Raw genomic sequence first — 24,324 nt, 5'->3', positions numbered from 1 at the left:
GGGCGCGCCGGCGGTGCCGGCGCGCCCCTTCCTGGGTCGGGTGGATCACATGCTGGCGATGTCGCCCTGCTTGGCGCGGACGGCCTCGGCGGCCTCCTTCAGGCTGGCCAGCTCGTCGGCGTCCAGGTCGGTCTCGACGATCCGCTTGACGCCCTCGGCGCCGATCGCGGCCTCGACACCCAGGTAGACGCCGGAGATGCCGTACTCGCCGTCGACCCAGGCGCAGACCGGCATGGTCTCGCCGGAGTCCTCCGCGACGGCCTTGGCCATCCGGGCGGCGGCGGCCGACGGGGCGTAGTACGCCGAGCCGGTCTTCAGCAGCGCCACAACCTCGGCACCACCGTTGCGGGTCTTGACGACCAGCTCCTCAATCTGCTCGGCCGGCATCGCCTCGCGCAGCGGCTTGCCGTTCACCGTGCTCTTCGACGGCACCGGGACCATGGTGTCGCCGTGCGAGCCGAGGGTCAGCGTCTTCACCGACTTCACCGGTACGTTCAGCGCCTCGGCGACGAAGTTGGTGAACCGGGCGGTGTCCAGCATGCCGGCCTGGCCGAGCACCCGGTTCTTCGGGAACTGGGTGGCGAGCTGGGCCAGCGCGGTCATCTCGTCCAGCGGGTTGGACACCACGATGACGACGGCGTTCGGGGCGTACTTGGCGACGTTCTCGGCGACCTGGCGGACGATCTTGGCGTTCGTCTCCAGCAGGTCCATCCGGCTCATGCCCGGCTTGCGCGGCAGGCCGGCGGTGATGACGACGACGTCCGAGCCCTCGATGGCCTCGTAGCCCTCGCCGTTGCGGCCGGTGGTGACGCCGACGACCTTGGTCTCGAAGCCCTCGACCGCGCGGGACTGGTTGAGGTCCAGCGCGAGACCCGCCGGCTTGCCCTCCACGATGTCGGTGATCACAACGGTGTCGAAGACGTCGTACTCGGCCAGGCGCTGTGCGGTGGTGGAGCCGTAGAAGCCGGCCCCGACGACAGTGACCTTCTTACCCATGGTCGTCCCACTCCCTGCTACCAGTCGGTTTTCCGGACCGTATCAGCCATCCTGGCACCGATCGGGCCAGGGGCGGACGGTTATGCCGCCGATGGACCCACTCAGCCCCGCTCGGCCCGTTCCACCACGTTGGTGAGCAGCATGGCCCGGGTCATCGGCCCGACGCCGCCGGGCATCGGCACCACCCTGCCGGCCACCCCGGCCACCTCCGGGTCCACGTCGCCGGTGTACCGGCCCTTGCCGTCGGTGCCGATCACCCGGGTGATGCCGACGTCGACCACCGTCGCGCCCGGGCTGATCATTTCGGCGGTGAGCAGCCCGGGTACGCCCGCCGCGACGATCACGACGTCGGCGGCGCGGGTGTGCGAGGCGAGGTCGAGCGTGCCGGTGTGGCAGAGCGTCACGGTGGCGTTCTCGCTGCGCCGGGTGAGCAGCAGGCCCAGCGGGCGGCCGACGGTGTTGCCCCGGCCGACCACCGCGACCGTCGCGCCGCGCAGCGGCACCTCGTGCCGGCGGAGCAGCTCGACGATGCCGCGCGGGGTGCAGGGCAGCGGGCCGTCGTAGCCGAGCACCAGCCGGCCGAGGTTGACCGGATGCAGGCCGTCAGCGTCCTTGTCCGGGTCGATCATCTCCAGCGCACGCTGAGTGTCCAGGTGGGCCGGGAGCGGCAGCTGGACGATGTAGCCGTGGCAGGCCGGGTCGGCGTTCAGTTCGGCGAGGACGGCGTCGACCTGCTCCTGGGTGGCGTCGGCCGGCAGCTCGCGGCGGATGGAGGCGATCCCGACCTCGGCGCAGTCGCGGTGCTTGCCGTTGACGTACGCCTGCGAGCCGGGGTCGGCCCCGACCAGGACCGTGCCGAGACCGGGGATGACGCCGCGCTCCGCGAGCGCCTTGACCCGCGTCCGCAGCTCGTCCTTGATCTCCGCCGCGGTCGCCTTGCCGTCCAGGATCGTCGCCGTCACGTCCAGATCGTCTCACGGCAACCGGCCATGGTTGGGACGACGGCCAACGGTGACGATCCGTTACGTGGCCTTCATCACCCACAGTTACATCATGTGGAGTTCCCCACATGTCGGTGCGGACAGCGGATCATTAAAGGACACAGAGCGGACAGCGGACCGACAACCACTCAGGCCGGTCCTGAGCGCCCGAGAGGCCCTGGAATCCCCGCCTACAACCGACATTGAGCAGCACTTTTGCGGCTCTGCTCATAGCAGAGTGACCCGGGGCGGACAAGACCGGGTCGGGCCATCCGTTACCCGTTCGCAACGGTCTCGTTGCCGAAGCGGCCGTCCGCGACCTACCGTTGCCGATCGTTGCGCAGCGTCACCCAGTGCCGGGCCTGACTGCGCAGCGTGAGGAGATGAGGAGACTCAATGCGAGTTCGTAGGCTTGCCGCCTGGACCGCCCTCCCGCTCGCGGCGACCCTGGGCCTGGTGGCCTGCGGCTCGGGCGGCGATGGCGGATCAGGTCAGAGCGACCCCAACGCGGCCGTGCGGATCGAAATCGCGGAGCCGCAGCACCTGGTGCCCACCAACACCAACGAGACCAGTGGCTCCCAGGTGCTCTCCGCCCTGTTCAGCCCGCTGGTCGACTACGACGAGGCCAACAAGCCGTACGAGGTGGCGGCCGAGTCGGTGACGTCGTCGGACAACAAGGTCTGGACGGTCAAGCTCAAGGACGGCTACACCTTCCACAACGGCGAGAAGGTCACGGCCGACAACTACATCGACGCCTGGAACTACGGCGCGTACGCCCCCAACGGCCAGAACTCGAGCTACTTCTTCGAGAAGGTCGCCGGCTACGACGACCTGCAGGGCGAGAAGCCGGCGGCGAAGACGCTCTCCGGGCTGAAGAAGGTCGACGACCTGACCTTCACCGTGACGCTGACCGAGCCGTACAGCGAGTTCAGGAGCATGCTCGGCTACACGGCCTTCTACCCGCTGCCGAAGGCGGCCTTCTCCGCCCCGGGCGTGCTGGCCGAGGGCTACGAGCAGGCGCCGATCGGTCAGGGCCCGTTCAAGATCAAGGGCAGCTGGCAGCACGACGCCAAGGTCGAGGTCGAGAAGTACGACGCCTTCCCCGGCGAGAAGCCGAAGGTGGCCGGCGTCGAGTTCCGGATCTACCAGCAGCCGACCGCGGCGTACGCGGACGTGCTCTCGAACAACCTGGACGTCATCAAGACCATCCCGACCGAGAACCTGTCGACGGCCGCCACCGACCTCGGTGACCGGTTCCAGCAGAGCCCGGCCTCGTCGCTGCAGGTGCTGGCGGTCCCGACGTTCCAGAAGGAATTCAGCAAGCCCGAGGTCCGCAAGGCGATCTCGATGGCGATCGACCGGGACGAGATCACCAAGTCGATCTTCAAGGGCTCGCAGCAGCCGGCCCGCTCCTTCGTCTCGCCGGTCGTGGCCGGCTACCGGGAGAACACCATCGGCGCGGCCGGCGAGTTCGACCCGGCCAAGGCCAAGGAGATGTACCGGGCCGCGGGCGGCCCGTCCAAGATCGAGCTGTCGTACAACGGCGACGGTGGCCACAAGGACTGGGTCGACGCGACCTGCAACCAGCTCAAGGCCAACCTGGGCGTGGAGTGCGTCGGCACCGCCGAGCCCAAGTTCGCGGACCTGCTGACCAAGGTCAAGGCCAAGCAGCCGGTCGGCCTGTTCCGGATGGGCTGGGTCATGGACTACCCGTCCATGGAGAACTACCTCGGCCCGCTGTACAGCAGCAACGGTTCCTCGAACTACTACGGCTACAGCAACCCCGAGTTCGACAAGCTGCTGGCCGAGGGCGCCAAGGCGCCGAACGAGGAAGAGGCGATCAAGAAGTACCAGGCGGCGGAGGACCTCCTGGCCGAGGACCTGCCAGTGATCCCGCTGCGGTACGGCCAGAACAACTTCGGGCACTCGACCAAGGTCAAGAACGTGGAGATGGATCTCTTCGACCGGGTCAACCTGCTGAAGATCGAGGCCGTCAAGTAACAGCGCCGGCCGGGTCGGGTCACCGCGAGGTGACCCGACCCGCCACGCCCTTTGCCCCTTTTCAGAGAGACTTCACAGTATGTTCCGCTTTATCCTGCGGCGACTGCTCCAGATGGTCCTCGCCTTCTTCGGGACCACGCTGATCGTCTACGCACTGATGTTCGCCGGCCAGGGCGACCCCATCCAGGCACTCGCGGGCGAACGCCCGGTCACCGCCGCCCAGCGGGCATACCTGACGGAGAAGTTCCACCTCGACCAGACCGGGGTGAGCGGCTTCTTCTACCGCTACTTCGACTACATCAAGAACCTGCTCCAGGGTGACCTCGGGCAGTCGCTGACCGGCCGCCAGATCAGCGACATCCTCGCCGCCGCCTGGCCGGTGACCGTCAAGCTGGCGCTCATCGCGATGGCCGTGACGATCCTCTTCGGCGTCACCGCGGGCGTGCTCGCCGGCATCCGCCGGGCCAGCATCTTCGACAACTCCACGCTGGTGCTGACCCTGCTGGTGCTCGGCATCCCGACCATCGTGCTGGCCCCGCTGGCGCAGTACTTCCTCGGCGTCAAGTGGCAGCTCTTCCCGCCCACCGCCGGCGCCCAGCCCGACCTGTACGCGCTGCTGCTCCCCGGCATCGTGCTCGGCTCGCTCTCGCTGGCCACCGCGCTGCGGCTGACCCGGGCCTCGGTGGCGGAGAACCTGCGCGCCGACTACGTCCGGACGGCCCGCTCCAAGGGCCTGGTCAAGCGGCGGATCGTCAGCGTGCACGTGCTGCGCAACTCGCTCATCCCGGTGGTCACCTTCCTCGGCGTCGAGCTGGGCAACCTGATGAGCGGCGCGATCATCACCGAGGGCGTGTTCAACATCCCGGGCGTCGGCTTCAACCTCTTCCGGGGCATCCGCACCGAGGACGGCCCGCTGGTGGTGGGCATCGTCAGCGTGCTCGTCGTGGTCTACCTCCTCTCCAACCTGGTGGTGGACGTCCTGTACGCCGTACTCGACCCGAGGATCCGCTATGAGTGAGCGCAGCGAACGAATCATCAACGCAGCGTTTCGCGGCTCGGCGCGCCCCGGAGCGCAGCGAGGGGGTGCGCCGACAGCGCGCAGCGAACGAATCATCAACGCAGCGTGCATGGGCGCTCAGGCCGGCACCGAGCGGAGCGAGGTACCGGCATGAGCGACTTTGAAACCGTGGCGGCCACGGAGAACCAGGCCGCCCGGCGGGGCGTGTCCGGCGAGCCCGGGGCGCCCAACCAGGTCGGCGCACCGCAGAAGGCCCGCAGCCTGGCCGGCGACGCCTGGCGCGACCTGCGCCGCAACCCGATCTTCTGGGTCAGCCTCACGCTGGTCTTGGTGGTCGCCGCGATGGCCGCCGTGCCCTCGCTCTTCACCGCCAACGACCCGCGCGACTGCGTGCTCTCCCGCCAGCACGCCGGGGCGTCCGGCGGGGCCATCTTCGGGTACGACTTCCAGGGCTGCGACACCTACGCCCGGGCGGTCTACGGTGCCCGCGCCTCGCTGCTGGTCGGCGCGCTCTCCGCGCTGTTCACCGGCATCATCGCGCTGGTCGTCGGGATGCTGGCCGGCTACTTCGGCCGCTGGGTCGACGCGGTGCTCTCCCGCGTGATCGACATCGTGCTCGGCATCCCGCTGCTGCTCGCCGCGATCGTGCTGCTCAAGCGGGTGAGCACCAGCAGCGACACCGTGCGGCTGTTCGCGGTGATCTTCGTGCTGGCGGTGCTCGGCTGGACCACCGCGGCCCGGGTGGTCCGCTCCTCGGTGATCACCGCCAAGGAACAGGACTACGTGGCGGCGGCTCGGATGCTCGGCGCCGGCAACGGCCGGATCATGTGGCGGCACATCCTGCCGAACGCGCTCGCCCCGGCGATCGTGGTGCTCACCATCGCACTCGGCTCGTTCATCGCCGCCGAGGCGACGCTGAGCTTCCTCGGCATCGGCCTCAAGGCGCCGACCATCTCCTGGGGCATCGACATCGACGCCGGCCGGGTGCACATGCGCGAGTCGGCGACGCCGCTGGTCGTCCCGTCCGCCTTCCTCGCGCTGACCGTGCTCGCCTTCATCATGCTGGGCGACGCCATCCGCGACGCCTTCGACCCGAAGCTGCGGTGAACCCATGACCCAGTCCGCTGTCCACCCGACGCCGGCCTCTCCCACGCCCGAGGGCGGCCACCTGCTCGACGTCCGGGACCTGCACGTCGAGTTCGGTACCGGCGAGGGCGTTGCCAAGGTGATCAACGGGGTGTCCTACCACCTGGACGCCGGCGAGACCCTCGCGGTGCTCGGCGAGTCCGGCTCCGGCAAGTCGGTCACCGCCCAGGCGATCATGGGCATCCTCGACACGCCGCCGGCGGTGATCCGTTCCGGTCAGATCCTCTACCAGGGCCGGGACCTGCTGAAGCAGTCGGAGGAGCAGCGCCGCCAGGTGCGGGGCAAGGAGATCGCGATGATCTTCCAGGACGCCCTCTCCGCGCTGAACCCGGTCTTCCCGGTCGGCTGGCAGATCGGCGAGACGCTGCGCCAGCGCGAGGGGATGTCCAAGGCGGACGCCCGCCGGCGCACCGTCGAGCTGATGGACCTGGTCCGGATCCCGGCCGCGGCCAAGCGCCTCGGCGACTACCCGCACCAGTTCTCCGGCGGCATGCGGCAGCGCGTCATGATCGCGATGGCGCTGGCCATGAACCCGAAGGTGCTGATCGCCGACGAGCCCACCACCGCACTGGACGTCACCGTGCAGGCCCAGATCATGGACCTGCTGGCCGACCTGCGCCGGGATCTCAACATGGCGATGATCCTGATCACCCACGACCTCGGCGTGGTCGCGGGCGTCGCGGACCGGATCGCGGTCATGTACGCCGGCCGGATCGTCGAGCACGCCGACGTCCGCTCGCTGTACCGGTCGCCCTCCCACCCGTACACGAAGGGGTTGCTGGAGTCGATCCCGCGGATGGACGTGCGCGGCCAGGAGCTGTCGACGATCAAGGGGCTGCCGCCGAACCTGATGCGGATCCCCTCCGGATGCCCGTTCCACCCCCGGTGCCCGTACGCGCAGCAGGTCTGCGTGGACGTGGTGCCGCACGACCTGGTCCTCGGCGACGGCCGGACCAGCGCGTGCCACTTCGCGCAGGAGGTCCGAGATGACAGCGCCCGCTAGCCCGACCAAGGTCCGGGGCGAGACCATCCTCTCCGTCGACAACCTGGTCAAGCACTTCCCGATCACCCAGGGCGTGCTGTTCCAGAAGCAGACCGGCGCGGTCCGGGCCGTCGACGGGGTGAGCTTCGAGCTGCGCCGGGGCGAGACCCTGGGCATCGTCGGCGAGTCCGGCTGCGGCAAGTCGACGCTGGCCCGGCTGCTGATGCGGCTGGAGACGCCCACCTCCGGCCGGGCCACCCTGGAGGGGAAGGACCTGTTCAAGGCCTCCGGGGCCGAGCTGCGCCGACTTCGGCGCAACATGCAGATGGTGATGCAGGATCCGTACACCTCGCTCAACCCGCGGATGACGGTCGGCGACATCATCGGCGAGCCGTTCGACATCCACCCGGATGCGGCCCCGAAGGGCAGCAAGCAGCGGCGGGTGCAGGAGTTGCTGGACGTGGTCGGGCTCAACCCGGAGCACGTCAACCGCTACCCGCACCAGTTCTCCGGCGGCCAGCGGCAGCGCATCGGCATCGCCCGGGCGCTCGCCCTGCGCCCCGAGGTGATCGTCTGCGACGAGCCGGTCTCCGCGCTGGACGTCTCCATCCAGGCGCAGGTGATCAACCTGCTGGAGCAGCTGCAGGACGAGTTCGGGCTGTCGTACATCTTCATCGCGCACGACCTGTCGGTGGTCCGGCACATCTCGGACCGGGTCGCGGTCATGTACCTGGGCAAGATCGTGGAGATCGGCACCGAGGACGAGATCTACGAGCGGGCCACCCACCCGTACACCCAGGCGCTGCTCTCGGCGGTGCCGGTGCCGGACCCGGACGTCCGGAACGACCGGACCATCATCCGGCTCACCGGCGACGTGCCGAGCCCGGCCGACCCGCCGTCCGGCTGCCGCTTCCGCACCCGCTGCTGGAAGGCCCAGGAGATCTGCGCCACCCAGGAGCCGCACGCGGTCCTGCGCGCCGCCGATCCGCACCCCTCCGCCTGCCACTTCGCCGAGGTTCGCCCCGCAGCCTGACCCCATCCCCAGCCGGACCCGTCGATCATGAAGTTGTCGTCCCGACACACCGAGCTGCCGGGCGACAACGTCATGGTCGGCGCGGCTGTGGACTGGACAGGCACGGGAGACTGTGCTGATGGAGACTCGTCGATTCCTGGCCGCGGTGGCGGCGTCGGGCATGATGGGGCGTCGGCCACTTCCCCCCCCGCCTGGCGGCGCACCATGAGCCGGGTCAGTGGAAGAAGTGCCGGGTACCGGTGAGGTACATGGTCACGCCGGCCTCCTTGCAGGCGGCGACGACCTCCTCGTCGCGGATCGAGCCGCCGGGCTGCACGATCGCGCGGACGCCGGCGTCGATGAGGATCTTCGGGCCGTCGGCGAACGGGAAGAACGCGTCCGAGGCGCAGACCGCGCCGCGGGCCCGCTCGGCGCCGGCCCGGTCGACCGCCAGTCGCGCCGAGTCCACCCGGTTGACCTGGCCCATGCCGACCCCGACCGTGGCGCCGTCCCGGGCCAGCAGGATCGCGTTGCTCTTCACCGCGCGGACCGCCCGCCAGGCGAAGGCGAGATCCCGCAGGGTCGCCTCGTCGGCCGGGTCGCCGGTGGCCAGCCGCCAGTTCGCCGGGTCGTCGCCCTCGGCGTCGACCTTGTCCCGCATCTGCACCAGGACACCACCGGTGACCTGCCGCCACTCCGCCGGCAGCGGGTCGAAGGCCGGGGCGTGCAGCAGCCGGATGTTCTTCCTGCCCTGGAGGATCTCCACCGCGCCCGGGTCGAAGCCGGGCGCCACCAGCACCTCGGTGAAGATCTCCGCGACCTGCCGGGCCAGCTCGACCGAGACCGGCCGGTTCGCGGCGATCACCCCGCCGTACGCCGACACCGGGTCGCAGGCGTGCGCCCTGCGGTGTGCCTCGGCCACGTCCGCGCCGACCGCGATGCCGCACGGGTTGGCGTGCTTGATGATCGCCACCGCCGGCTGGTCGGCGAAGTCGTTCGCGGCCCGCCAGGCGGCGTCCGCGTCGACGTAGTTGTTGTAGGACATCTCCTTGCCGTGCAACTGCTCGGCCTGGGCCAGGCCGGCCGGGCTGGACGGGTCGGCGTAGACGGCCGCCGCCTGGTGCGGGTTCTCGCCGTAGCGCAGCACCGCCTGGCGGCGCAGGCTCAGTCCGGCGAACTCCGGCCAGCCGTCAGCGGCCGGCGCGAGGGTCGCGGCGAACCACTCGGCGACGGCGAGGTCGTACTCGGCGATGTCGGCGAAGGCGCGGGCGGCGAGCGCCCGACGCTGGGCCAGCGTGAAGCCACCCTCGGCGAGGGCGGCCACCAGCGCCGGATACGCCGCCGGGTCGGTGACCACCGCGACCGAGGCGTGGTTCTTGGCCGCGGCCCGGACCATCGCGGGGCCGCCGATGTCGATCTGCTCCACGCACTCGTCCTGGCTCGCGCCGGAGGCCACGGTGGCCTGGAACGGATAGAGGTTGGAGACCAGCAGGTCGATCCCGACGATGCCGTGCTCGTCGAGCTGAGCGGCGTGGGAGTCCTTGCGCAGGTCGGCCAGGAGCCCACCGTGGATCTTCGGGTGCAGGGTCTTCACCCGGCCGTCGAGGATCTCCGGGAAGCCGGTCACCTGCTCGACCGCGGTCACCGGCACGCCCGCGCCCGAGATCGTCGACGCGGTGCTGCCGGTCGAGACGATCTCCACCCCGGCGTCGTGCAGGGCCCGGGCCAGCTCGACCAGGCCGCTCTTGTCGTAGACGCTGACCAGCGCCCGCCTGATCGGGCGACGCCCGTCCTCAGTGGAACTCACGGAACAGTGACCTTTCTTCCGGTGATCGTCCAACCTTCACGGACCAGCCGACCGACCTGCTCGACGAGCTGGCGCCGCTCGGCTTCCTTGATGCGTTCGGTGAGGGTCTCCTCGTCGTCGTCGTCGCGCACCGGCACGGCGACCTGCGCGACGATCGGGCCGGTGTCCATCCCGGCATCGACGAAGAAGAGCGTGGCCCCGGTGACCTTCACGCCGTAGGCGAGCGCGTCGCGGGGGCCGTGGATGCCGGGGAACGCCGGCAGCAGGGTGTTGTGCGTGTTCAGGTAGCGGTCGCCGAAGGCGGCCAGGAAGTGCGGCCCGACCAGCTTCAGGAAACCGGCGGAGATGACCAGGTCGGGTCGGTGGGCGGCGACGTGCGCGGTGAGCGCGGCGTCCCAGTCCTCCCGGGTCGGGTGGTCCTTGACGCGGTCGACGAAGCTCGGCACCCCGGCGGCAGCGGCCCGGTCGAGGCCGGCGATCCCGTCGCGGTCCGCGCCGACGGCCACCACCCGGGCCCCGTACGCGGGGTCGGCGGCGGCGTCGAGCAGCGCCTGGAGGTTGCTGCCGGAGCCGGAGACGAGGACGACGAGGCGGGCGACGGACGCGGGCTCGGTCACGTGGCCAACCCTAGCGGGCAGGTCGGGCCTCCCAGCGATCGGGCAGCGGCGACTCGGGTGATCACGCGGGTGGCACGCACGCGATACGCTGCCCGTCGCTCGGCGCGGGCGCCACGCCCGCCGCCGCACCCTTCACCAATGATCAGGCACGGACAGTGCCGACGGAGCGAGGAGCACCATGCAGCCCGGTTACCCCAACCCCGCGCAGCAGCCGCCGATCAACAACAACATGACGATGTCCATCGTCGCCATCTTCTTCTTCTGGCCGCTGGCCATCCCGGCGATCATCAACGCCTCCAAGGTCAACCCGGCGCTGCAGCAGGGCGACTACGCGGGCGCCCAGGCCGCGGCGGCCGAGTCGAAGAAGTGGTCCAAGTGGGCCCTCATCATCGGCATCGTCTGGCTCGTGATCGTCCTGCTGTGCTGCCTCGCGGGTGGTCTGGCCGGCCTCATGGGTTCCGACACCAGCAGCAGCAGCAGCTACTGACCATCAGCGACTGAGGAGCATCCCGACATGCAGCCCGGACACCCTGGTCAGGACCCGTACGGCCAGCAGCCCCCGCACGACCCGTACGGCCAGCCCACCTCGGGCCAGCCAGCCGGCCAACCGTACGGGCAGCCGCACGACCCGTACGCCCAGCCCCCGCAGGCGCCGTACGGGCAGCAGCCGCACGACCCGTACGCCCAGCCGCCGCAGGCCCCGTACGGCCAGCAGCCCACCTCGGGCCAGCCGTACGGGCAGCCGGTCTCCGGCGACCCCTACGGCCAGCCCGCCCCGGGCCAGCCCTACGGGACGCCGGGCCAGCCGTACGGGCAGCAGCCCCACCAGGATCCGTACGGCCAGCAGCCCTACGGCACGCAGGCCTACCCGAACGCGGGCTACCCGCAGCCGCAGGGCCAGCAGAACACGCTCGGCCTGGTCTCGATGATCCTGGGCATCGCCGCCATCCCGATGGTCTGCTGCTACCTCGGCATCCCGCTGGGCATCGCCGCGGCGGTCACCGGTTGGTTGGGCCGGCAGAAGGCCGCCCAGGGGCTGGCGAACAACGCCGGTCAGGCCCTCGCCGGTCTGATCTGCGGCGGCGTCGGGCTGGCGCTCGGGATCCTGCAGATCGTGCTGCTCGCGGTCGGCATGAGCATGCCGAACTCCTGATCCGACCTCAGGAAAGGGGCGTCCCGGTTCTCTCCGGGGCGCCCCTTTGTCGTTTGGTCAGGCGCGGGGCGCCGGCCGGGCCACGACCTTGGCGGCGGTGGCCCCCAGCAGCGCACCGACCGTGATCACCGCGGTGGAGACCGCGGCCACCTGCCAGGGCACCGGGCCGATCTCGGCCAGCCGGCCGCCGCCGAGCGGCCCGCCGGAGGCTGCGGCGGCGAGGCCGGCGAGCAGGCCGACCACCGGGCCGGCGAGCGCCGCCGGGCCGAGCAGAGCGGCCCAGTCGGGCGCCCCGCGCTCCTCCGCGTCGCGGAGCAGCCGCCGGGCGAGCAGCCAGCCCGCGGCCATCCCGGCGAGCACCGGCACCGCGAGCAGCGCCGCTCCGAACCCGTCGACCGGCCCGCTGGGCAGGCCGGCGAGCAGGGGTACGGCCGGCAGCGAGCCCACGGAGACCTCGCTGGTGCGTACCGCCGTGCCGGTGCCGACGGCGAAGCCGGGCCCGAGCAGGTAGGCGGTCGACCAGACCGTGGCGTTCGGCGCGTACGCGAGGCTGATCAGGGTGATGCCGGCCTGCCCGGCCACCCCCGTCCGGTACGCGCCGATCATGTCGGCCGCGTCGCCCCCGCCGGTCGCCACCGCCAGCCCGGCCGCGCCGGCCCCCGCACCGAGCAGCAGCAGCCCGGCGACCAGCCCGGTGCGCACCCCGTCGCGGAGCACCGCCGGTGCGCGCTCGGCGAGCAGACCGGCCACCCCCGTGGTGCGCAGTGCTCCGATCAGCGCGGCGAGCGCGCCGAAGATCGCGTGGGTTACCCCGGCGCGGACCGGGGATATCCGCAGGCCGTCCGTGCTCACCAGCACCGCGGCGAGGGCGCCGAGCAGCCCGTACCCGAGGCCGACCGCGACCGCGGCGGTGAGTGCCTGCCGCGGCGAGCGCCCGCCCCGCGCGCCCATGGCGCGGCTGGTGTGCACGCCGGCCCGGGTCAGCCGCCAGAGCGCGAGCCCGGAGAGCAGCAGCGGGACGAGGCCGAGCGGGCCGGCGGTGGTCTGCAACGGCACCCCGTGGCCGAGCAGCCAGCCGGCCAGCCCGGCCCGCAGCGCATTGACGACGGAGCCGGCGTCCTCGCTGAACTGGGCCAGCCCCAGCACCAGGGCGACCGGCAGGTACGACGTCAGCGCCGCCCAGCCGGCGGCGACCCCGGCGGCGACGACGAGCGGCGCCCGCCCCCGGGTCGGTTCCGGCCGGCGGGACGCGGGCACCCGGACGCCCGGCGCGGGCCGGGCGTCGTCCCGCCGGGCATCCCGGCGGGCGCCGGCCGGGCGGGCGTCGCCCCGGCGGGCATCGGCGCGGACGCCGGCGGCGGGACGGCGGGGCTGATCAGGGGTGACCGAGGACATCGGCTCTACTCTGGCACGCCGCACGGGCGTCGGCTGCCCGACCGCCCCACCTGGCCCCGGCGAGTTCCGTGATCCACCGGCTTCCGGACCCCGAACCGGTCTAGCCTCGGCGCAGGACGTGACTGTCGTCGCGGCACGAAGCGCTGGGAGGAAGCCGTGAACGCTCCGTACCCGCCGCCCCCACCTCCGCCAGCGGCCGGCAGGGACCGCACCACGCTGTGGGGCGTCCTCGGCATCGTCCTGGGTCTGATCTGCTGCGGCGTCCTGGGCATCGTCTTCGGCTACCTGTCGCTCCGCGACGCCAGGCGGTACGGCCAGTCGCCGGTGCTCGGCTACCTGGCGATCGCCTTCGGCGTGATCAACATCATCGGCACCGCGATCTGGCGGGCCAGCGGGACGTACCCGTTCTGGAAGAACGGCTGAGGGGGCCGACCATCCCCGGTCGGCCCCCTCGGTGTCTCACCCGTCCGCTCAGCGGCCGGCTCAAACGCCACTCGTTCGCTCAGCGGCCGGCTCAAACGCCACCCGTCCGCTCAGCGGCCGGACATGATCTCCCGCATCAGCTTGGCCGTCTCGGTCGGCGTCTTGCCGACCTTCACGCCGACGGCCTCCAGGGCCGCCTGCTTCGCCTCGGCGGTGCCCGCCGAGCCGGAGATGATCGCACCGGCGTGCCCCATGGTCTTGCCGGGGGGCGCGGTGAAGCCGGCGATGTAGCCGACCACCGGCTTGGTGACGTTGGCCTTGATGAACTCGGCGGCCCGCTCCTCGGCGTCGCCGCCGATCTCACCGATCATCACGATGGCGTCGGTCTCCGGGTCGGCCTCAAACGCGGCGAGGGCGTCGATGTGGGTGGTCCCGATGATCGGGTCACCGCCGATGCCGACGCAGGTCGAGAAGCCGATGTCGCGCAGCTCGTACATCATCTGGTAGGTCAGCGTGCCGCTCTTGCTGACCAGGCCGATCCGGCCGGAGCCGGTGATGTCGGCCGGGATGATGCCGGCGTTGGAGGCGCCCGGGGAGGCGATGCCGGGGCAGTTCGGGCCGATGATCCGGGTCTTGGCGCCCTTGCCCACGTTGTACGCCCAGAAGGCGGCCGTGTCGTGCACCGGGACGCCCTCGGTGATCACCACGGCCAGCGGGATCTCGGCGTCGATCGCCTCGACCACGGCGCCCTTGGTGAACTGCGGCGGCACGAAGATGACCGTGACGTCGGCCCCGGTCTCCTTCATCGCGTCCGCGACGGAGGCGAAGACCGGCAGCTCGGTGCCGTCGAAGTCGACCGTCTGGCCCGCCTTGCGCGGGTTGACGCCGCCGACCACGTTGGTGCCCGCGGCGAGCATCCGCCGGGTGTGCTTGGAACCCTCGGAACCGGTCATCCCCTGGACGATGACCTTCGAGTCCTTGGTCAGCCAGATAGCCATGATCAGACCCCCGCAGCTGCCAGCTCGGCGGCCCGCTCGGCCGCGCCGTCCATGGTGTCGACCCGCTGCACGAGCGGGTTGTTGGCCCCGTCGAGGATCGCCCGACCGGCCTCCGCGTTGTTGCCGTCGAGACGGACGACCAGCGGCTTGGTGACCTTCTCGCCCCGCTGCTCAAGCAGGGCCAGCGCCTGCACGATGCCGTTGGCGACCTCGTCGCAGGCGGTGATGCCGCCGAAGACGTTGACGAAGATGCTCTTCACCGACGGGTCGGAGAGCACGATCTCCAGGCCGTTGGCCATCACCGCGGCGCTCGCGCCACCGCCGATGTCGAGGAAGTTCGCCGGCTTGACGTTGCCGTGCCGCTCGCCCGCGTACGCGACCACGTCGAGCGTGGACATAACCAGACCCGCGCCGTTGCCGATGATGCCGACCTCGCCGTCGAGCTTGACGTAGTTGAGGTCCTTCTCCTTGGCGGCCTGCTCCAGCGGGTCCACCGCGGCCTGGTCGACCAGGGCCTCGTGGTCCGGGTGCCGGAACCCGGCGTTCTCGTCCAGGGTGACCTTGGCGTCGAGCAGCAGCAGCTTGCCCTCGCCCGTCTTGGCCAGCGGGTTCACCTCGACCAGCGTGGCGTCCTCGGCGACGAAGGCCTTCCACAGGTCCACCGCGACCTCGACGACCTGGTCGGCGACCTCGGCCGGGAAGCCGGCGGCGCTGACGATCTCGCGGGCCTTCGCCTCGTCCACGCCCTTGACGGCGTCGATCGGGGCCTTGACCACCTTGTCGGGGGCCTCCGCGGCGACCTGCTCGATGTCCATGCCGCCGGCGACGCTGGCGATGCAGAGGAAGGTGCGGTTCGCCCGGTCGAGCAGGTACGAGAAGTAGTACTCCTCGGCCACGTCCGCGGTCACCGTGATCATGATCTTGTGGACGGTGTGACCCTTGATGTCCATGCCGAGGATGTCGGTGGCGCGGGCCACCGTCTCCTCCGCGCCCTCGGCCAGCTTGACGCCGCCGGCCTTGCCTCGGCCGCCGACCTTCACCTGCGCCTTGACGACCACCCGACCGCCGAGGCGTTCGGCGATCGCGCGGGCCTCCTCCGGGGTAGTGGCGACGCCGCCGGCGAGCACGGGCAGCCCGTGCCGCTCGAACAGGTCCCGCCCCTGGTACTCGTACAGGTCCACTTGCGCGTCCCGTCCCGTCTCCGCGGCGCGCCGTCGCGCCGCCACCAGCGTTGTGGAAACTCCGTTGACGCCCGGCATCAGTTGAAACAGGCCGTCGGCCGCAGCCTAGCGAGATGGGCACCAGCGGCAACCGAGCGGGTGCGCGGTGTGCGGTAATGCACAGCGCGTCGCCCACGACTCGCCGGTACGCGGGCGCGGCCGGCAGCCGCCGCCAAGGATGTCCCCGGGGACGCGTAACCCGCTGGTGGAGGCGTCGTTGAGTCTGATGTCGGAGCGCTGATTCAGCGCGATGACGGGAGCGGCCGATGCCCTGTCGGTCGAGGGGTGGCGGCGGGGCATCGTGCATAGAAGGGCCGGGCGTGTGAGGGGTGCGTCCGGCCCTTCCCCCGTGCCCGGATCCGGCTGACTCTCACCGCCGTCGTCGGCACCTCTGGCCCGCACCGCCGTCCCGGCGATCCCGTCGCCGGCGACCCGGCCCTCGTCGCCGACCCCATGATCCACGGCAATACGCGACCTGGCGGGATCCGGGTCCTCGGAATACCGCCACATTCGCGACATGGTGCCGGTCACGGCGCCGGGCGGAGGCCCCGCAGGGAAGTCGGTCACCCCGGCGCTGCGGCTGCCGTCAGGCGACGGCCTGAGCGACGTTCTCCCGGACCCACCCGACGATCGACTGGGTGGTCGCGCCCGGGGTGAAGATCTTCGCCACGCCGAGCTGCTGCAGCTCGGGAATGTCGGCCTCCGGGATGATGCCGCCGCCGAAGACGACGATGTCGCGGGCGTCCCGCTCGGCGAGCAGCTCCAGCACCCGGCGGAAGAGCGTCATGTGCGCCCCGGAGAGCACGGAGAGGCCGACCGCGTCGGCGTCCTCCTGGATCGCGGTCTCCACGATCTGCTCCGGGGTCTGGTGCAGGCCGGTGTAGATGACCTCCATGCCGGCGTCGCGCAGGGCACGCGCGACGACCTTGGCGCCGCGGTCGTGGCCGTCGAGGCCCGGCTTCGCGACGACGACCCGGATACGAGAACTCATCAGCGCACACCTTTCACGGGCTCCGCGGCTATCACCTGAACGAACGGTAACCCGCCCGGGCGGGGGCGGGAAATCCGGGCCGCACCCCTACCGTCCGGTCGCCCCGACGGGAAGCCGGACGCCTCCGCCGAACGGTCACTCTGCGCGACGAACGGGCAGTAGCGGGGCTGGCCGTCCGGCGTCCTGAGCTATGACAATGATGGACGGAAAGGGACAGAAAGACGCGCCAATTCGGCGCTTCCGCTTGTGACCGGCGCGGCGGAGGGCTAACGTGTCCACGGTTGTCATCAGGTCCACGGACGGGTGACGACGCGGCCAACGGACGTTCGACCGAGCTGCAAGGAACGGCCGGAGGTCGCATCGGATCCCCGACAACGGAGGGTGTGCGTGCGCCAGCGCCTGTCGTCTGAGCCCGATAGATATCGCGGCCGCCGCCGCGTACCCACCCCCCCACGTAGCCGCTACGCGGCAGTCGTCACGACCGCATTCGTCGGCGCCGGCATCGTCGCGCTGGGCGCGAACGCGCTCCCCGATGCCAAGAGCGTGAGCCCGTCGGTCCTCGACGAGCTCAAGCAAGCCTCGATCACCAGCCAGGACGCGGCGGCCCGTGCCGACTCCGCCGACCGTGCCTCCCGGGACAACACCCGCGACGCCGAGGTCAACTCCAGCGAGCAGGACCCGTGGCTGCTGCCCCTGCAGGGCTACGACTTCAACTCCCCCTACGGCATGCGTTGGGGCAAGCTGCACACCGGCATCGACCTGGTCGCCGCCGAAGGCACCCCCTACGTCGCGATCCACTCGGGCACCGTCACCAAGGCCGGCTGGTTCGGCGGGTACGGCTACGCCGTGATCGTGCAGCACGCCGACGGCAGCGAGGCCATCTACGGCCACTCCTCCTCGGTGAACGTCCAGGACGGGCAGCAGGTCAAGGCGGGCGACCAGCTCGGCCTGGTCGGCAACACCGGCCACTCGTACGGCTCCCACCTGCACCTGGAGATCCATGTCAAGGGCGAGCCGCTGGACCCGGTGCCCTGGCTCCAGCAGCGCGGAGTGGACATCAAGCTCCAAGTCGAGGCATATTACAGCGAGGTAGCTGGCTCCTGACGCTCCGTATCGCCCGTTGACCGCCCGGATCACGCGATCCGGGCGGTTTTTCGTGGCCACAAGTCTGCTGGATCACATCCAGGACTGTGAGCGAGACCACGGCGGAACAAGATCAGGTATCGGGCAGAAGCGGTCACCCCGGCCCAATGCCGGACAGTTGCCCCGGCGACGGGCCGGCGGCCCCGGTACCGGTACCCGGCGCGGGCCCCGTCGACACCCAGGATGGGCAGGTCCCAGCCCCCTGAGTGTGAAGGTCAGCCGTGCAGGAAGACACCCCCACCCAGAACGAGAAGACCGTGGCCGCCCCCGGCCGGCACCGGCTGCGGCAGCGTCGCGGCGGGCGCGCCCTCGTCGTCGGCGCGGTCGCGCTGGTCGCCCTCGGCCTCGCCGGCGTCTCCACCGTCGCGTTCGGCCGGGACGACGCCCCCGCCCCCACCGCCGTCTCGCTGGACGCCCAGTCCCGGGCCGAGGCCGCCGACCGGGCTGACCGCTCCGCCCGCGAGTCCGCGACCCCGGCCAGCCCGTCCGCCACCCCGAGCCCGACCACGGTCAGCCCGACCACGGTCAGCCCGACCACAGTCAGCCCGACCGCCAGCCCGACGGCCACGCCGACCCGGAAGGCGACGCCGAAGCCCACGCCCAAGAAGACGACGAAGCCGAAGCCGTCCTGGGTCATCCCGATGGCCGGCGCCGAGATCACCTCCTGCTACGGGCAGCGGTGGGGCACCCTGCACGCCGGCATCGACTTCGCGATGCCCGCCGGCACGCCCATCCACGCCGCCGCCGCAGGCACCGTGGTCAAGGCCGGCGACGCCGGCGACGGGTACGGCAACTCGGTCTTCATCGACCACGGCAACGGCTACCTGACGCACTACGCCCACCAGAGCAGCCTCAAGGTCAGCGCCGGCGACAAGGTCAGCGCCGGCGAGGTGATCGGCTACGAAGGCTCCACCGGCGACTCCACCGGTCCGCACCTGCACTTCGAGGTGCACCAGGGTCAGATGTGGAGTCAGATCGACCCGGCGCCGTTCCTGCGCGCCAAGGGCATCGACGTCGCCTGCTGAGCCCACTCCCGCCGACGACACGCGAGAGCCCGGTCCGGCGGTTCGCCGGGCCGGGCCCCGCCGTCGCTCAGAGCTTGTCGATCGGCGCGTGCCGGAGCACCAGCCACATCGTCTGGTCGCCGAAGTCGATCTGCGCCCGGGCGCCCGGGCCGTGCCCCTCCACGGCGAGCACCCGGCCGAGGCCGTAGCGCTGGTGGTTGACCCGGTCCCCGGCCGCCACCTTCGGCCCCTGCGGCAGCTCGCTGGCGGTGGCCAGCCGACTGCCGTCCACCCCGAGCCGCTTCGCCAGCTGCGCCGCCTTCGGCGTACCCCCGATGAAGCCGCCCCGCGCGCCGGCCACGCGGTCCGCGCGGCCGCCCACGCCGCCGCCCCCGCCGGCCCACGAGGTGTACGACCCCTCGGTGCGCTCCCAGCGGACCAGCTCCGGCGGCAGCTCCTCCAGGAACCTCGACGGCGGGTTGTAGGCCGGCTGCCCCCAGGCCGAGCGGGTGACCGCCCGGGAGAGGTAGAGCCGCTGCCGGGCGCGGGTGATGCCCACGTACGCCAGCCGGCGCTCCTCCTCCAGTTCCCGGCTGTCGCCCAGCGAGCGCAGGTGCGGGAAGACGCCGTCCTCCAGACCGGTCAGGAAGACCACCGGGAACTCCAGGCCCTTGGCCGTGTGCAACGTCATCAGGGTGACCACGCCCTGGTGGTCCGGGTCGTCGGAGGGGATCTGGTCGGCGTCGGCGACCAGCGCCACCTGCTCCAGGAACCCGGCCACGGTGGCCCGCTCGCCGTCGGCGCCCAGCGCCTCGATCCGCTCGGTGTACTCCCGGGCGACGCTGACCAGTTCCTGGAGGTTGTCCACCCGGCCGGCGTCCTGCGGGTCGAGGCTCTCCTCCAGCTCGGTGAGGTAGCCCGAGCGGGTGAGCAGCGCCTCCAGCACCTCCTCCGGGGTGCCGGTCTCGGCCAGCTCACGGGCGCCGTCGAGCAGCGCGACGAACTCGGCGATGGCGTTGGCGGCCCGGGTGGAGATACCCGGGGCGTCCTTGGCCCGGCGCAGCGCCGCGCCGAAGGAGATCCGGTCCCGGCTGGAGAGCGCCTCGACGCACGCCTCGGCCCGGTCGCCGATGCCCCGGCGCGGGGTGTTGAGGACCCGGCGCAGGCTGACCGTGTCGTCGTCGTTGACCACCGCGCGCAGGTAGGCCAGCGCGTCGCGGACCTCCTTGCGCTCGTAGAAGCGCACCCCGCCGACGACCTTGTACGGCAGGCCGGCGCGGATGAACACCTCCTCGAAGACCCGGGACTGGGCGTTGGTGCGGTAGAAGACGGCGACGTCGCCGGGGCGGGTGTCGCCGGCGTCGACCAGCCGATCGATCTCCCGGCCCACCCAGTCCGCCTCGGCGTGCTCGGTGTCAGCGACGTAGCCGACGATCTGCTCGCCGGCCCCGGCGTCGCTCCACAGCCGCTTGGGCTTGCGGGAGGTGTTCCGGTCGATCACGGCGTTGGCGGCGTTGAGGATGGTCTGAGTGGAGCGGTAGTTCTGCTCCAGCAGGATCGTCCGGGCGTCGGTGAAGTCCCGCTCGAACTCCAGGATGTTGCGGATCGTCGCGCCGCGGAACGCGTAGATCGACTGGTCGGCGTCGCCCACCACGCAGAGTTCGGCCGGCTCGATCCCCTCGGTGCCGGAGACCAGCTCCTTGATCAGCACGTACTGCGCGTGGTTGGTGTCCTGGTACTCGTCGACCAGCACGTGCCGGAACCGGCGGCGATAGCTCTCGGCGACGTGCGGGTGCGACTGGAGCAGGTGCACCGTTGTCATGATCAGGTCGTCGAAGTCCAGCGCGTGCGCCTCGCGCAGCCGGCGCTGGTAGAGCGTGTACGCCTCGGCGAGCGCCCGCTCGTTGGGGCCCTTGGCCCGGGCGGCGAACTCCTCCGGGTCGACCAGCTCGTTCTTGAGGTTGGAGACCTGGGCGGCCAACCCGCGCGCCGGGTAGCGCTTCGGGTCGAGGTCGAGCTCGCGGGTGACCAGCTGCATCAGCCGGCGCGAGTCGTCGGCGTCGTAGATCGAGAAGGTGGACTTGAGCCCGGCGTGCTCGTGCTCGGCGCGCAGGATCCGCACGCAGGCGGAGTGGAAGGTCGACACCCACATCAGCCGGGCGCGCGGGCCGACCAGGTGGGCCACCCGCTCCTTCATCTCGCCGGCTGCCTTGTTGGTGAAGGTGATCGCGATGATCTCGCCGGGGTGCACGTCCCGCGCGGCGAGCAGGTACGCGATCCGGTGCGTGAGCACCCGGGTCTTGCCGGAGCCGGCGCCGGCCACGATCAGCAGCGGCGAGCCGGCGTGGGTCACCGCGTCCCGCTGGGGGCCGTTCAGCCCCTCGACCAGGGCCTGCGGATCGAGGTGCACGGCGGTGGGCCCGGGCCGGCGCGGCAGGGTGCGGGCAGGCTCGGGCGCGGGCGGGGACGCGGGGATGTCGAAGAGAGGATGCATCGCACGGGAAGTCTATGCTGCCGGCCGGACACTTCCCGTCCGCGCACGCCCCGGCGCGGTGTACCTGGGCGCCGGCACGCCGGCGGCCCGGGCCCGGCCGACGGGATCACCCGGCTCGGCCGACGGGATGTCGCACGGCCCCGGCGTCGGGGGCCGCGCGGCATTCCCATCTGTTGGCGGAATCCTTGCGCGGCCGCCCCCGCGGTCGGCATACTCGACTCCGTGTTCGGTCAGCGCTTCTACTTTTACTACGGCACCGGGAGTCCGGCAGCCGTGGGTCGCGCCTGATCAACCAGACCTACGAAAAGCCCCGGGCTCCTGGAGCCCGGGGCTTTCTGCGTTCCGGGATCCCGACGCCGGGCACGACGTCAGAGAGGTACGACCGATGATGACAGACGTGGCGGAACAGAGCGGCAACACGGCGCGCCCGCAGGCGGGCCAGACCGGCCGGAACGCGGCACCCGGGTTCGGCACCGACGAGCCGGCGGCGGCGGCCCGGATCGCGGCCATCCGGGAGCGCATCGACGAGATCGACCGGACGCTGATCGGGCTCTGGCAGGAGCGGGCCGAGCTCTCCCAGCAGGTCGGCGCCACCCGGATGGCCTCGGGCGGCACCCGGCTGGTGCTGTCCCGGGAGCGGGAGATCCTGGAGCGGTTCCGGCAGGCGCTCGGCGCGGACGGCACCCAGCTGGCCCTGCTCCTGCTCCGCGCCGGCCGCGGGCCGCTGTGACGGGTGCGGTCGGCCCGGGAGCCGGGCGGGACGCCCGGCCTGCCGTCGTGCGGCGTACCCCCTCGAAGCCCTGACCGGCGCACGGCCCGGACCGGGTCGGGCCCGGATACGACGAACCGCCTGCCGGCGTCACGCGGACGCCGGCAGGCGGTTCGGACCGGTCACACCTCGTGGGTGGCGACGATCTCCCGCTTCTCCGCGAAGTGGCAGGCGCTCGGGTGGTCCGAGCCCCGCCGGATCTGCAGCAGCGGCGGCTGCTCGGCGCAGATGGCCTGCGCCTTCCAGCACCGGGTGCGGAACCGGCAGCCCGAGGGGGGCTTCACCGGGGACGGGACGTCACCGGTGAGCCGGATGATCGCCTTGTTGTCCCGCAGCGTGGGGTCCGGCACCGGCACCGCCGAGAGCAGCGCCTGGGTGTACGGGTGGGTCGGCCGCTCGTAGATCTCGTCCTCGGTGCCGACCTCCACCATCTTGCCCAGGTACATCACCGCAACCCGGTCGGAGAGGTGACGCACGACCGACAGGTCGTGGGCGATGAAGACGTACGACAGGCCGAACTCGTTCTGGAGCTTCTCCAGCAGGTTCATCACCTGCGCCTGGATCGAGACGTCCAGGGCCGAGACGGGCTCGTCGCAGATGATGATCTCCGGCCGCAGGGCGAGCGCCCGGGCGATGCCGATGCGCTGCCGCTGGCCGCCGGAGAACTGGTGCGGATACCGGTTGATGTGCTCCGGGTTGAGGCCGACCAGGTCGAGCAGTTCCTTGACCTTGCCCCGGCGGCTGCCCTTCGGCGCCACCTCCGAGTGGATCTCGAACGGCTCGCCGACCAGGTCACCGACCGTCATCCGCGGGTTCAGCGAGGTGTACGGGTCCTGCATGACCAGCTGGATCTGCCGGCGCAGCCGACGCAGCGCGCCGCCGGACAGCTTGGAGATGTCCTGACCCTTGTAGAACACGCTGCCGGCGGTCGGCTTCTCCAGGTTCATCAGCACCCGGCTCAGCGTCGACTTGCCACAGCCGGACTCGCCGACCACGCCCAGCGTCTCGCCGGCCCGCAGGTCGAAGGAGACGCCGTCGACGGCCTTGACGTGACCGATGGTCTTCTTGAACACGATCCCCCGGGTCACGGGGTAGTGCTTGACCAGGTCGCGTACCTCGAGGATGTTCTCAGACACGGTTCACCAGCTCCTCGGCGAAGTGGCAGGCGCTGGCCCGACCGGCGCCGATCTGCAGCAACGGGGGGAGCTTCTCGCGGCACACCGGCTGCGCCATGGGGCAGCGCGGGTTGAACGGGCAGCCCGGCGGGATGTTCATCAGGTTCGGCGGAAGGCCCTTGATCGTCCGGAGCTGCTGGCCCTTCTCGTCCAGTCGGGGGATCGAGTCGAGCAGACCCAGGGTGTACGGGTGCCCCGGCTTGGCGTACAGGTCGTACACGTCGGCTTCCTCGACGATCCGGCCGGCGTACATGACCGCGATCCGGTCCGCGACGTCGGCGACCACGCCGAGGTCGTGGGTGATCAGGATCATGCCCATCCGCCGCTCCCGCTGGAGCTCGCCAAGCAGGTCCATGATCTGGGCCTGCACGGTCACGTCCAGCGCGGTGGTCGGCTCGTCCGCGATCAGCACCTCCGGGTCGAGCGCCAGCGACATCGCGATCATCGCGCGCTGCCGCATACCGCCGGAGAACTGGTGCGGGTAGTTGCTGAACCGGCCCTTGGCATTCGGGATCTTGACCTGGTCGAGCATCTCGATCGCGCGCTTCTTGGCGTCCGCGCGGCTCAGGCCGCGACGGATGCGGAACTGCTCGGCGATCTGGAACCCGACGGTGAAGACGGGGTTCAGCGCGGAGAGCGAGTCCTGGAAGATCATCGCGATGCCCTCGCCGCGGATGCGGCGGCGCGCCTCGGCGGACATCTTGAGCATGTCCCTGCCGTGGAAGCGGACCTGACCGCCGGTGACGTAGCCGGGCGGCATGTCCAGGATGCCCATGATGGTCTGCGCTGTGACGCTCTTGCCGGAGCCGGACTCGCCGAGCACGGCGAGGGTCTCCCCCGCGTCGACGTGGTAGGTGACTCCGTTGATGACCTTGGCGACGCCGTCCCGGGTGCGGAACTCCACCCGCAGGTCGTCGACCTCGAGCAGGCGGCCGGAGGGGCGGCCGGATCCGTCGGCGCCCGGCGCGGTCTGCTCGGACACGAGAATGTGAGACAACTC

General features: G+C 71.3%; 22 protein-coding genes. 11 read left to right on the top strand and 11 right to left on the bottom strand.

The genetic code is table 11. From position 1 onward, the window contains the following. Positions 1-45: 45 nt before the first annotated feature. Positions 46-996: a malate dehydrogenase gene (gene mdh / locus ABZ807_RS16040; protein ID WP_357157539.1), complete on the bottom strand. Its 951-nt coding sequence runs from the start codon at positions 994-996 to the stop codon at positions 46-48. Between the two features lie 101 nt (positions 997-1,097). Beyond that, a complete protein-coding gene (locus ABZ807_RS16035; protein WP_357157536.1) occupies positions 1,098-1,958 on the bottom strand; it encodes a bifunctional methylenetetrahydrofolate dehydrogenase/methenyltetrahydrofolate cyclohydrolase in 861 nt (286 codons plus the stop codon). Between the two features lie 414 nt (positions 1,959-2,372). Between ABZ807_RS16035 and ABZ807_RS16030 the strand changes: the two genes are divergently transcribed. The 5 genes from ABZ807_RS16030 to ABZ807_RS16010 all read left to right on the top strand — a co-directional run bounded on the left by ABZ807_RS16030 (position 2,373) and on the right by ABZ807_RS16010 (position 8,156). Continuing rightward, on the top strand, positions 2,373-3,977 hold the full coding sequence (locus ABZ807_RS16030; protein ID WP_357157533.1) for an ABC transporter substrate-binding protein: 1,605 nt from the start codon (positions 2,373-2,375) through the stop codon (positions 3,975-3,977). Positions 3,978-4,056: 79 nt separating this feature from the next. Next, positions 4,057-4,995 carry an ABC transporter permease gene (locus ABZ807_RS16025; RefSeq protein ID WP_357157530.1) on the top strand — a complete coding sequence of 313 codons (939 nt, stop codon included), beginning with the start codon at positions 4,057-4,059 and terminating at the stop codon, positions 4,993-4,995. A 150-nt stretch (positions 4,996-5,145) separates the two neighbouring features. After that, positions 5,146-6,102, top strand: coding sequence for an ABC transporter permease (locus ABZ807_RS16020; RefSeq protein WP_357157527.1), 957 nt, complete (start codon positions 5,146-5,148; stop codon positions 6,100-6,102). Positions 6,103-6,106: 4 nt separating this feature from the next. Further along, a complete protein-coding gene (locus ABZ807_RS16015) occupies positions 6,107-7,144 on the top strand; it encodes an ABC transporter ATP-binding protein (protein ID WP_357157524.1) in 1,038 nt (345 codons plus the stop codon). Further along, on the top strand, positions 7,128-8,156 hold the full coding sequence (locus tag ABZ807_RS16010) for a dipeptide ABC transporter ATP-binding protein (protein WP_357157520.1): 1,029 nt from the start codon (positions 7,128-7,130) through the stop codon (positions 8,154-8,156). The genes ABZ807_RS16015 and ABZ807_RS16010 overlap by 17 nt, the downstream gene beginning before the upstream one ends. A gap of 214 nt (positions 8,157-8,370) precedes the next feature. Here the strand turns inward: ABZ807_RS16010 and purH are convergent, their stop codons facing one another. Both purH and purN read right to left on the bottom strand, forming a co-directional pair. Further along, positions 8,371-9,942 (bottom strand): bifunctional phosphoribosylaminoimidazolecarboxamide formyltransferase/IMP cyclohydrolase, encoded by a 1,572-nt coding sequence (gene purH / locus ABZ807_RS16005; RefSeq protein ID WP_357157517.1) that lies wholly within the window; start codon positions 9,940-9,942, stop codon positions 8,371-8,373. Then, positions 9,939-10,559, bottom strand: a complete 621-nt coding sequence (gene purN / locus ABZ807_RS16000; RefSeq protein WP_357157514.1) for a phosphoribosylglycinamide formyltransferase — start codon at positions 10,557-10,559, stop codon at positions 9,939-9,941. Before purN ends, purH begins: the two co-directional genes overlap by 4 nt. A 178-nt stretch (positions 10,560-10,737) precedes the next feature. On the opposite strand from purN, the gene ABZ807_RS15995 reads away from it, so the two are divergent. Further along, entirely contained in the window at positions 10,738-11,046 is a 309-nt protein-coding gene (locus ABZ807_RS15995; RefSeq protein ID WP_357157511.1) for a CD225/dispanin family protein, read from the top strand. A 27-nt stretch (positions 11,047-11,073) separates the two neighbouring features. Then, positions 11,074-11,712, top strand: coding sequence for a hypothetical protein (locus tag ABZ807_RS15990; protein WP_357157508.1), 639 nt, complete (start codon positions 11,074-11,076; stop codon positions 11,710-11,712). A 57-nt stretch (positions 11,713-11,769) separates the two neighbouring features. Here the strand turns inward: ABZ807_RS15990 and ABZ807_RS15985 are convergent, their stop codons facing one another. Then, the gene (locus ABZ807_RS15985; RefSeq protein ID WP_357157505.1) at positions 11,770-13,107 is read right to left on the bottom strand and encodes a DUF6350 family protein; all 1,338 of its coding nucleotides are present in this window, start codon (positions 13,105-13,107) and stop codon (positions 11,770-11,772) included. Between the two features lie 156 nt (positions 13,108-13,263). On the opposite strand from ABZ807_RS15985, the gene ABZ807_RS15980 reads away from it, so the two are divergent. Further along, positions 13,264-13,530 carry a DUF4190 domain-containing protein gene (locus tag ABZ807_RS15980; RefSeq protein WP_357157502.1) on the top strand — a complete coding sequence of 89 codons (267 nt, stop codon included), beginning with the start codon at positions 13,264-13,266 and terminating at the stop codon, positions 13,528-13,530. 110 nt (positions 13,531-13,640) lie between these two features. On the opposite strand, the gene sucD is transcribed toward ABZ807_RS15980, so the two are convergent. From sucD to ABZ807_RS15965, 3 genes are all read right to left on the bottom strand, one after another. Next, positions 13,641-14,528 (bottom strand): succinate--CoA ligase subunit alpha, encoded by an 888-nt coding sequence (gene sucD, locus ABZ807_RS15975; RefSeq protein ID WP_357157499.1) that lies wholly within the window; start codon positions 14,526-14,528, stop codon positions 13,641-13,643. Positions 14,529-14,530: 2 nt separating this feature from the next. Continuing rightward, a complete protein-coding gene (gene sucC, locus ABZ807_RS15970) occupies positions 14,531-15,709 on the bottom strand; it encodes an ADP-forming succinate--CoA ligase subunit beta (protein ID WP_357157495.1) in 1,179 nt (392 codons plus the stop codon). A gap of 625 nt (positions 15,710-16,334) precedes the next feature. Then, positions 16,335-16,739: a cobalamin B12-binding domain-containing protein gene (locus ABZ807_RS15965; protein ID WP_357157492.1), complete on the bottom strand. Its 405-nt coding sequence runs from the start codon at positions 16,737-16,739 to the stop codon at positions 16,335-16,337. A gap of 387 nt (positions 16,740-17,126) precedes the next feature. Between ABZ807_RS15965 and ABZ807_RS15960 the strand changes: the two genes are divergently transcribed. Continuing rightward, positions 17,127-17,843 (top strand): M23 family metallopeptidase, encoded by a 717-nt coding sequence (locus tag ABZ807_RS15960; protein ID WP_357157488.1) that lies wholly within the window; start codon positions 17,127-17,129, stop codon positions 17,841-17,843. 260 nt (positions 17,844-18,103) lie between these two features. Continuing rightward, on the top strand, positions 18,104-18,907 hold the full coding sequence (locus ABZ807_RS15955; protein ID WP_357157485.1) for a M23 family metallopeptidase: 804 nt from the start codon (positions 18,104-18,106) through the stop codon (positions 18,905-18,907). A 67-nt stretch (positions 18,908-18,974) separates the two neighbouring features. Here the strand turns inward: ABZ807_RS15955 and pcrA are convergent, their stop codons facing one another. After that, a complete protein-coding gene (pcrA, locus tag ABZ807_RS15950) occupies positions 18,975-21,380 on the bottom strand; it encodes a DNA helicase PcrA (RefSeq protein ID WP_357157482.1) in 2,406 nt (801 codons plus the stop codon). 385 nt (positions 21,381-21,765) lie between these two features. Between pcrA and ABZ807_RS15945 the strand changes: the two genes are divergently transcribed. Next, complete coding sequence (locus ABZ807_RS15945) at positions 21,766-22,110, top strand: chorismate mutase (protein ID WP_357157479.1); 345 nt, start codon at positions 21,766-21,768, stop codon at positions 22,108-22,110. 161 nt (positions 22,111-22,271) lie between these two features. Here the strand turns inward: ABZ807_RS15945 and ABZ807_RS15940 are convergent, their stop codons facing one another. Further along, a complete protein-coding gene (locus ABZ807_RS15940) occupies positions 22,272-23,285 on the bottom strand; it encodes a dipeptide ABC transporter ATP-binding protein (RefSeq protein WP_357157476.1) in 1,014 nt (337 codons plus the stop codon). Next, entirely contained in the window at positions 23,278-24,306 is a 1,029-nt protein-coding gene (locus ABZ807_RS15935; protein ID WP_357157874.1) for an ABC transporter ATP-binding protein, read from the bottom strand. The genes ABZ807_RS15940 and ABZ807_RS15935 overlap by 8 nt, the downstream gene beginning before the upstream one ends. Positions 24,307-24,324 lie beyond the last annotated feature (18 nt).

This window comes from Micromonospora sp. NPDC047548, from assembly GCF_040642975.1.
GTDB lineage: Bacteria > Actinomycetota > Actinomycetes > Mycobacteriales > Micromonosporaceae > Micromonospora.
The sequence above is the reverse complement of the archived record's forward strand: the minus strand, read 5'-3'. Positions and strand labels throughout refer to the sequence as shown.

Coding starts and splice junctions, on each gene's coding strand:
- mdh (WP_357157539.1), bottom strand. CDS start 996: ATGGGTAAGAAGGTCACTGTCGTCGGGGCCGGCTTCTACGGCTCCACC.
- ABZ807_RS16010 (WP_357157520.1), top strand. CDS start 7,128: ATGACAGCGCCCGCTAGCCCGACCAAGGTCCGGGGCGAGACCATCCTC.
- ABZ807_RS16015 (WP_357157524.1), top strand. CDS start 6,107: ATGACCCAGTCCGCTGTCCACCCGACGCCGGCCTCTCCCACGCCCGAG.
- sucD (WP_357157499.1), bottom strand. CDS start 14,528: ATGGCTATCTGGCTGACCAAGGACTCGAAGGTCATCGTCCAGGGGATG.
- ABZ807_RS16020 (WP_357157527.1), top strand. CDS start 5,146: ATGAGCGACTTTGAAACCGTGGCGGCCACGGAGAACCAGGCCGCCCGG.
- ABZ807_RS16025 (WP_357157530.1), top strand. CDS start 4,057: ATGTTCCGCTTTATCCTGCGGCGACTGCTCCAGATGGTCCTCGCCTTC.
- pcrA (WP_357157482.1), bottom strand. CDS start 21,380: ATGCATCCTCTCTTCGACATCCCCGCGTCCCCGCCCGCGCCCGAGCCT.
- ABZ807_RS15945 (WP_357157479.1), top strand. CDS start 21,766: ATGATGACAGACGTGGCGGAACAGAGCGGCAACACGGCGCGCCCGCAG.
- ABZ807_RS15985 (WP_357157505.1), bottom strand. CDS start 13,107: ATGTCCTCGGTCACCCCTGATCAGCCCCGCCGTCCCGCCGCCGGCGTC.
- ABZ807_RS15995 (WP_357157511.1), top strand. CDS start 10,738: ATGCAGCCCGGTTACCCCAACCCCGCGCAGCAGCCGCCGATCAACAAC.
- ABZ807_RS15965 (WP_357157492.1), bottom strand. CDS start 16,739: ATGAGTTCTCGTATCCGGGTCGTCGTCGCGAAGCCGGGCCTCGACGGC.
- ABZ807_RS15990 (WP_357157508.1), top strand. CDS start 11,074: ATGCAGCCCGGACACCCTGGTCAGGACCCGTACGGCCAGCAGCCCCCG.
- ABZ807_RS16030 (WP_357157533.1), top strand. CDS start 2,373: ATGCGAGTTCGTAGGCTTGCCGCCTGGACCGCCCTCCCGCTCGCGGCG.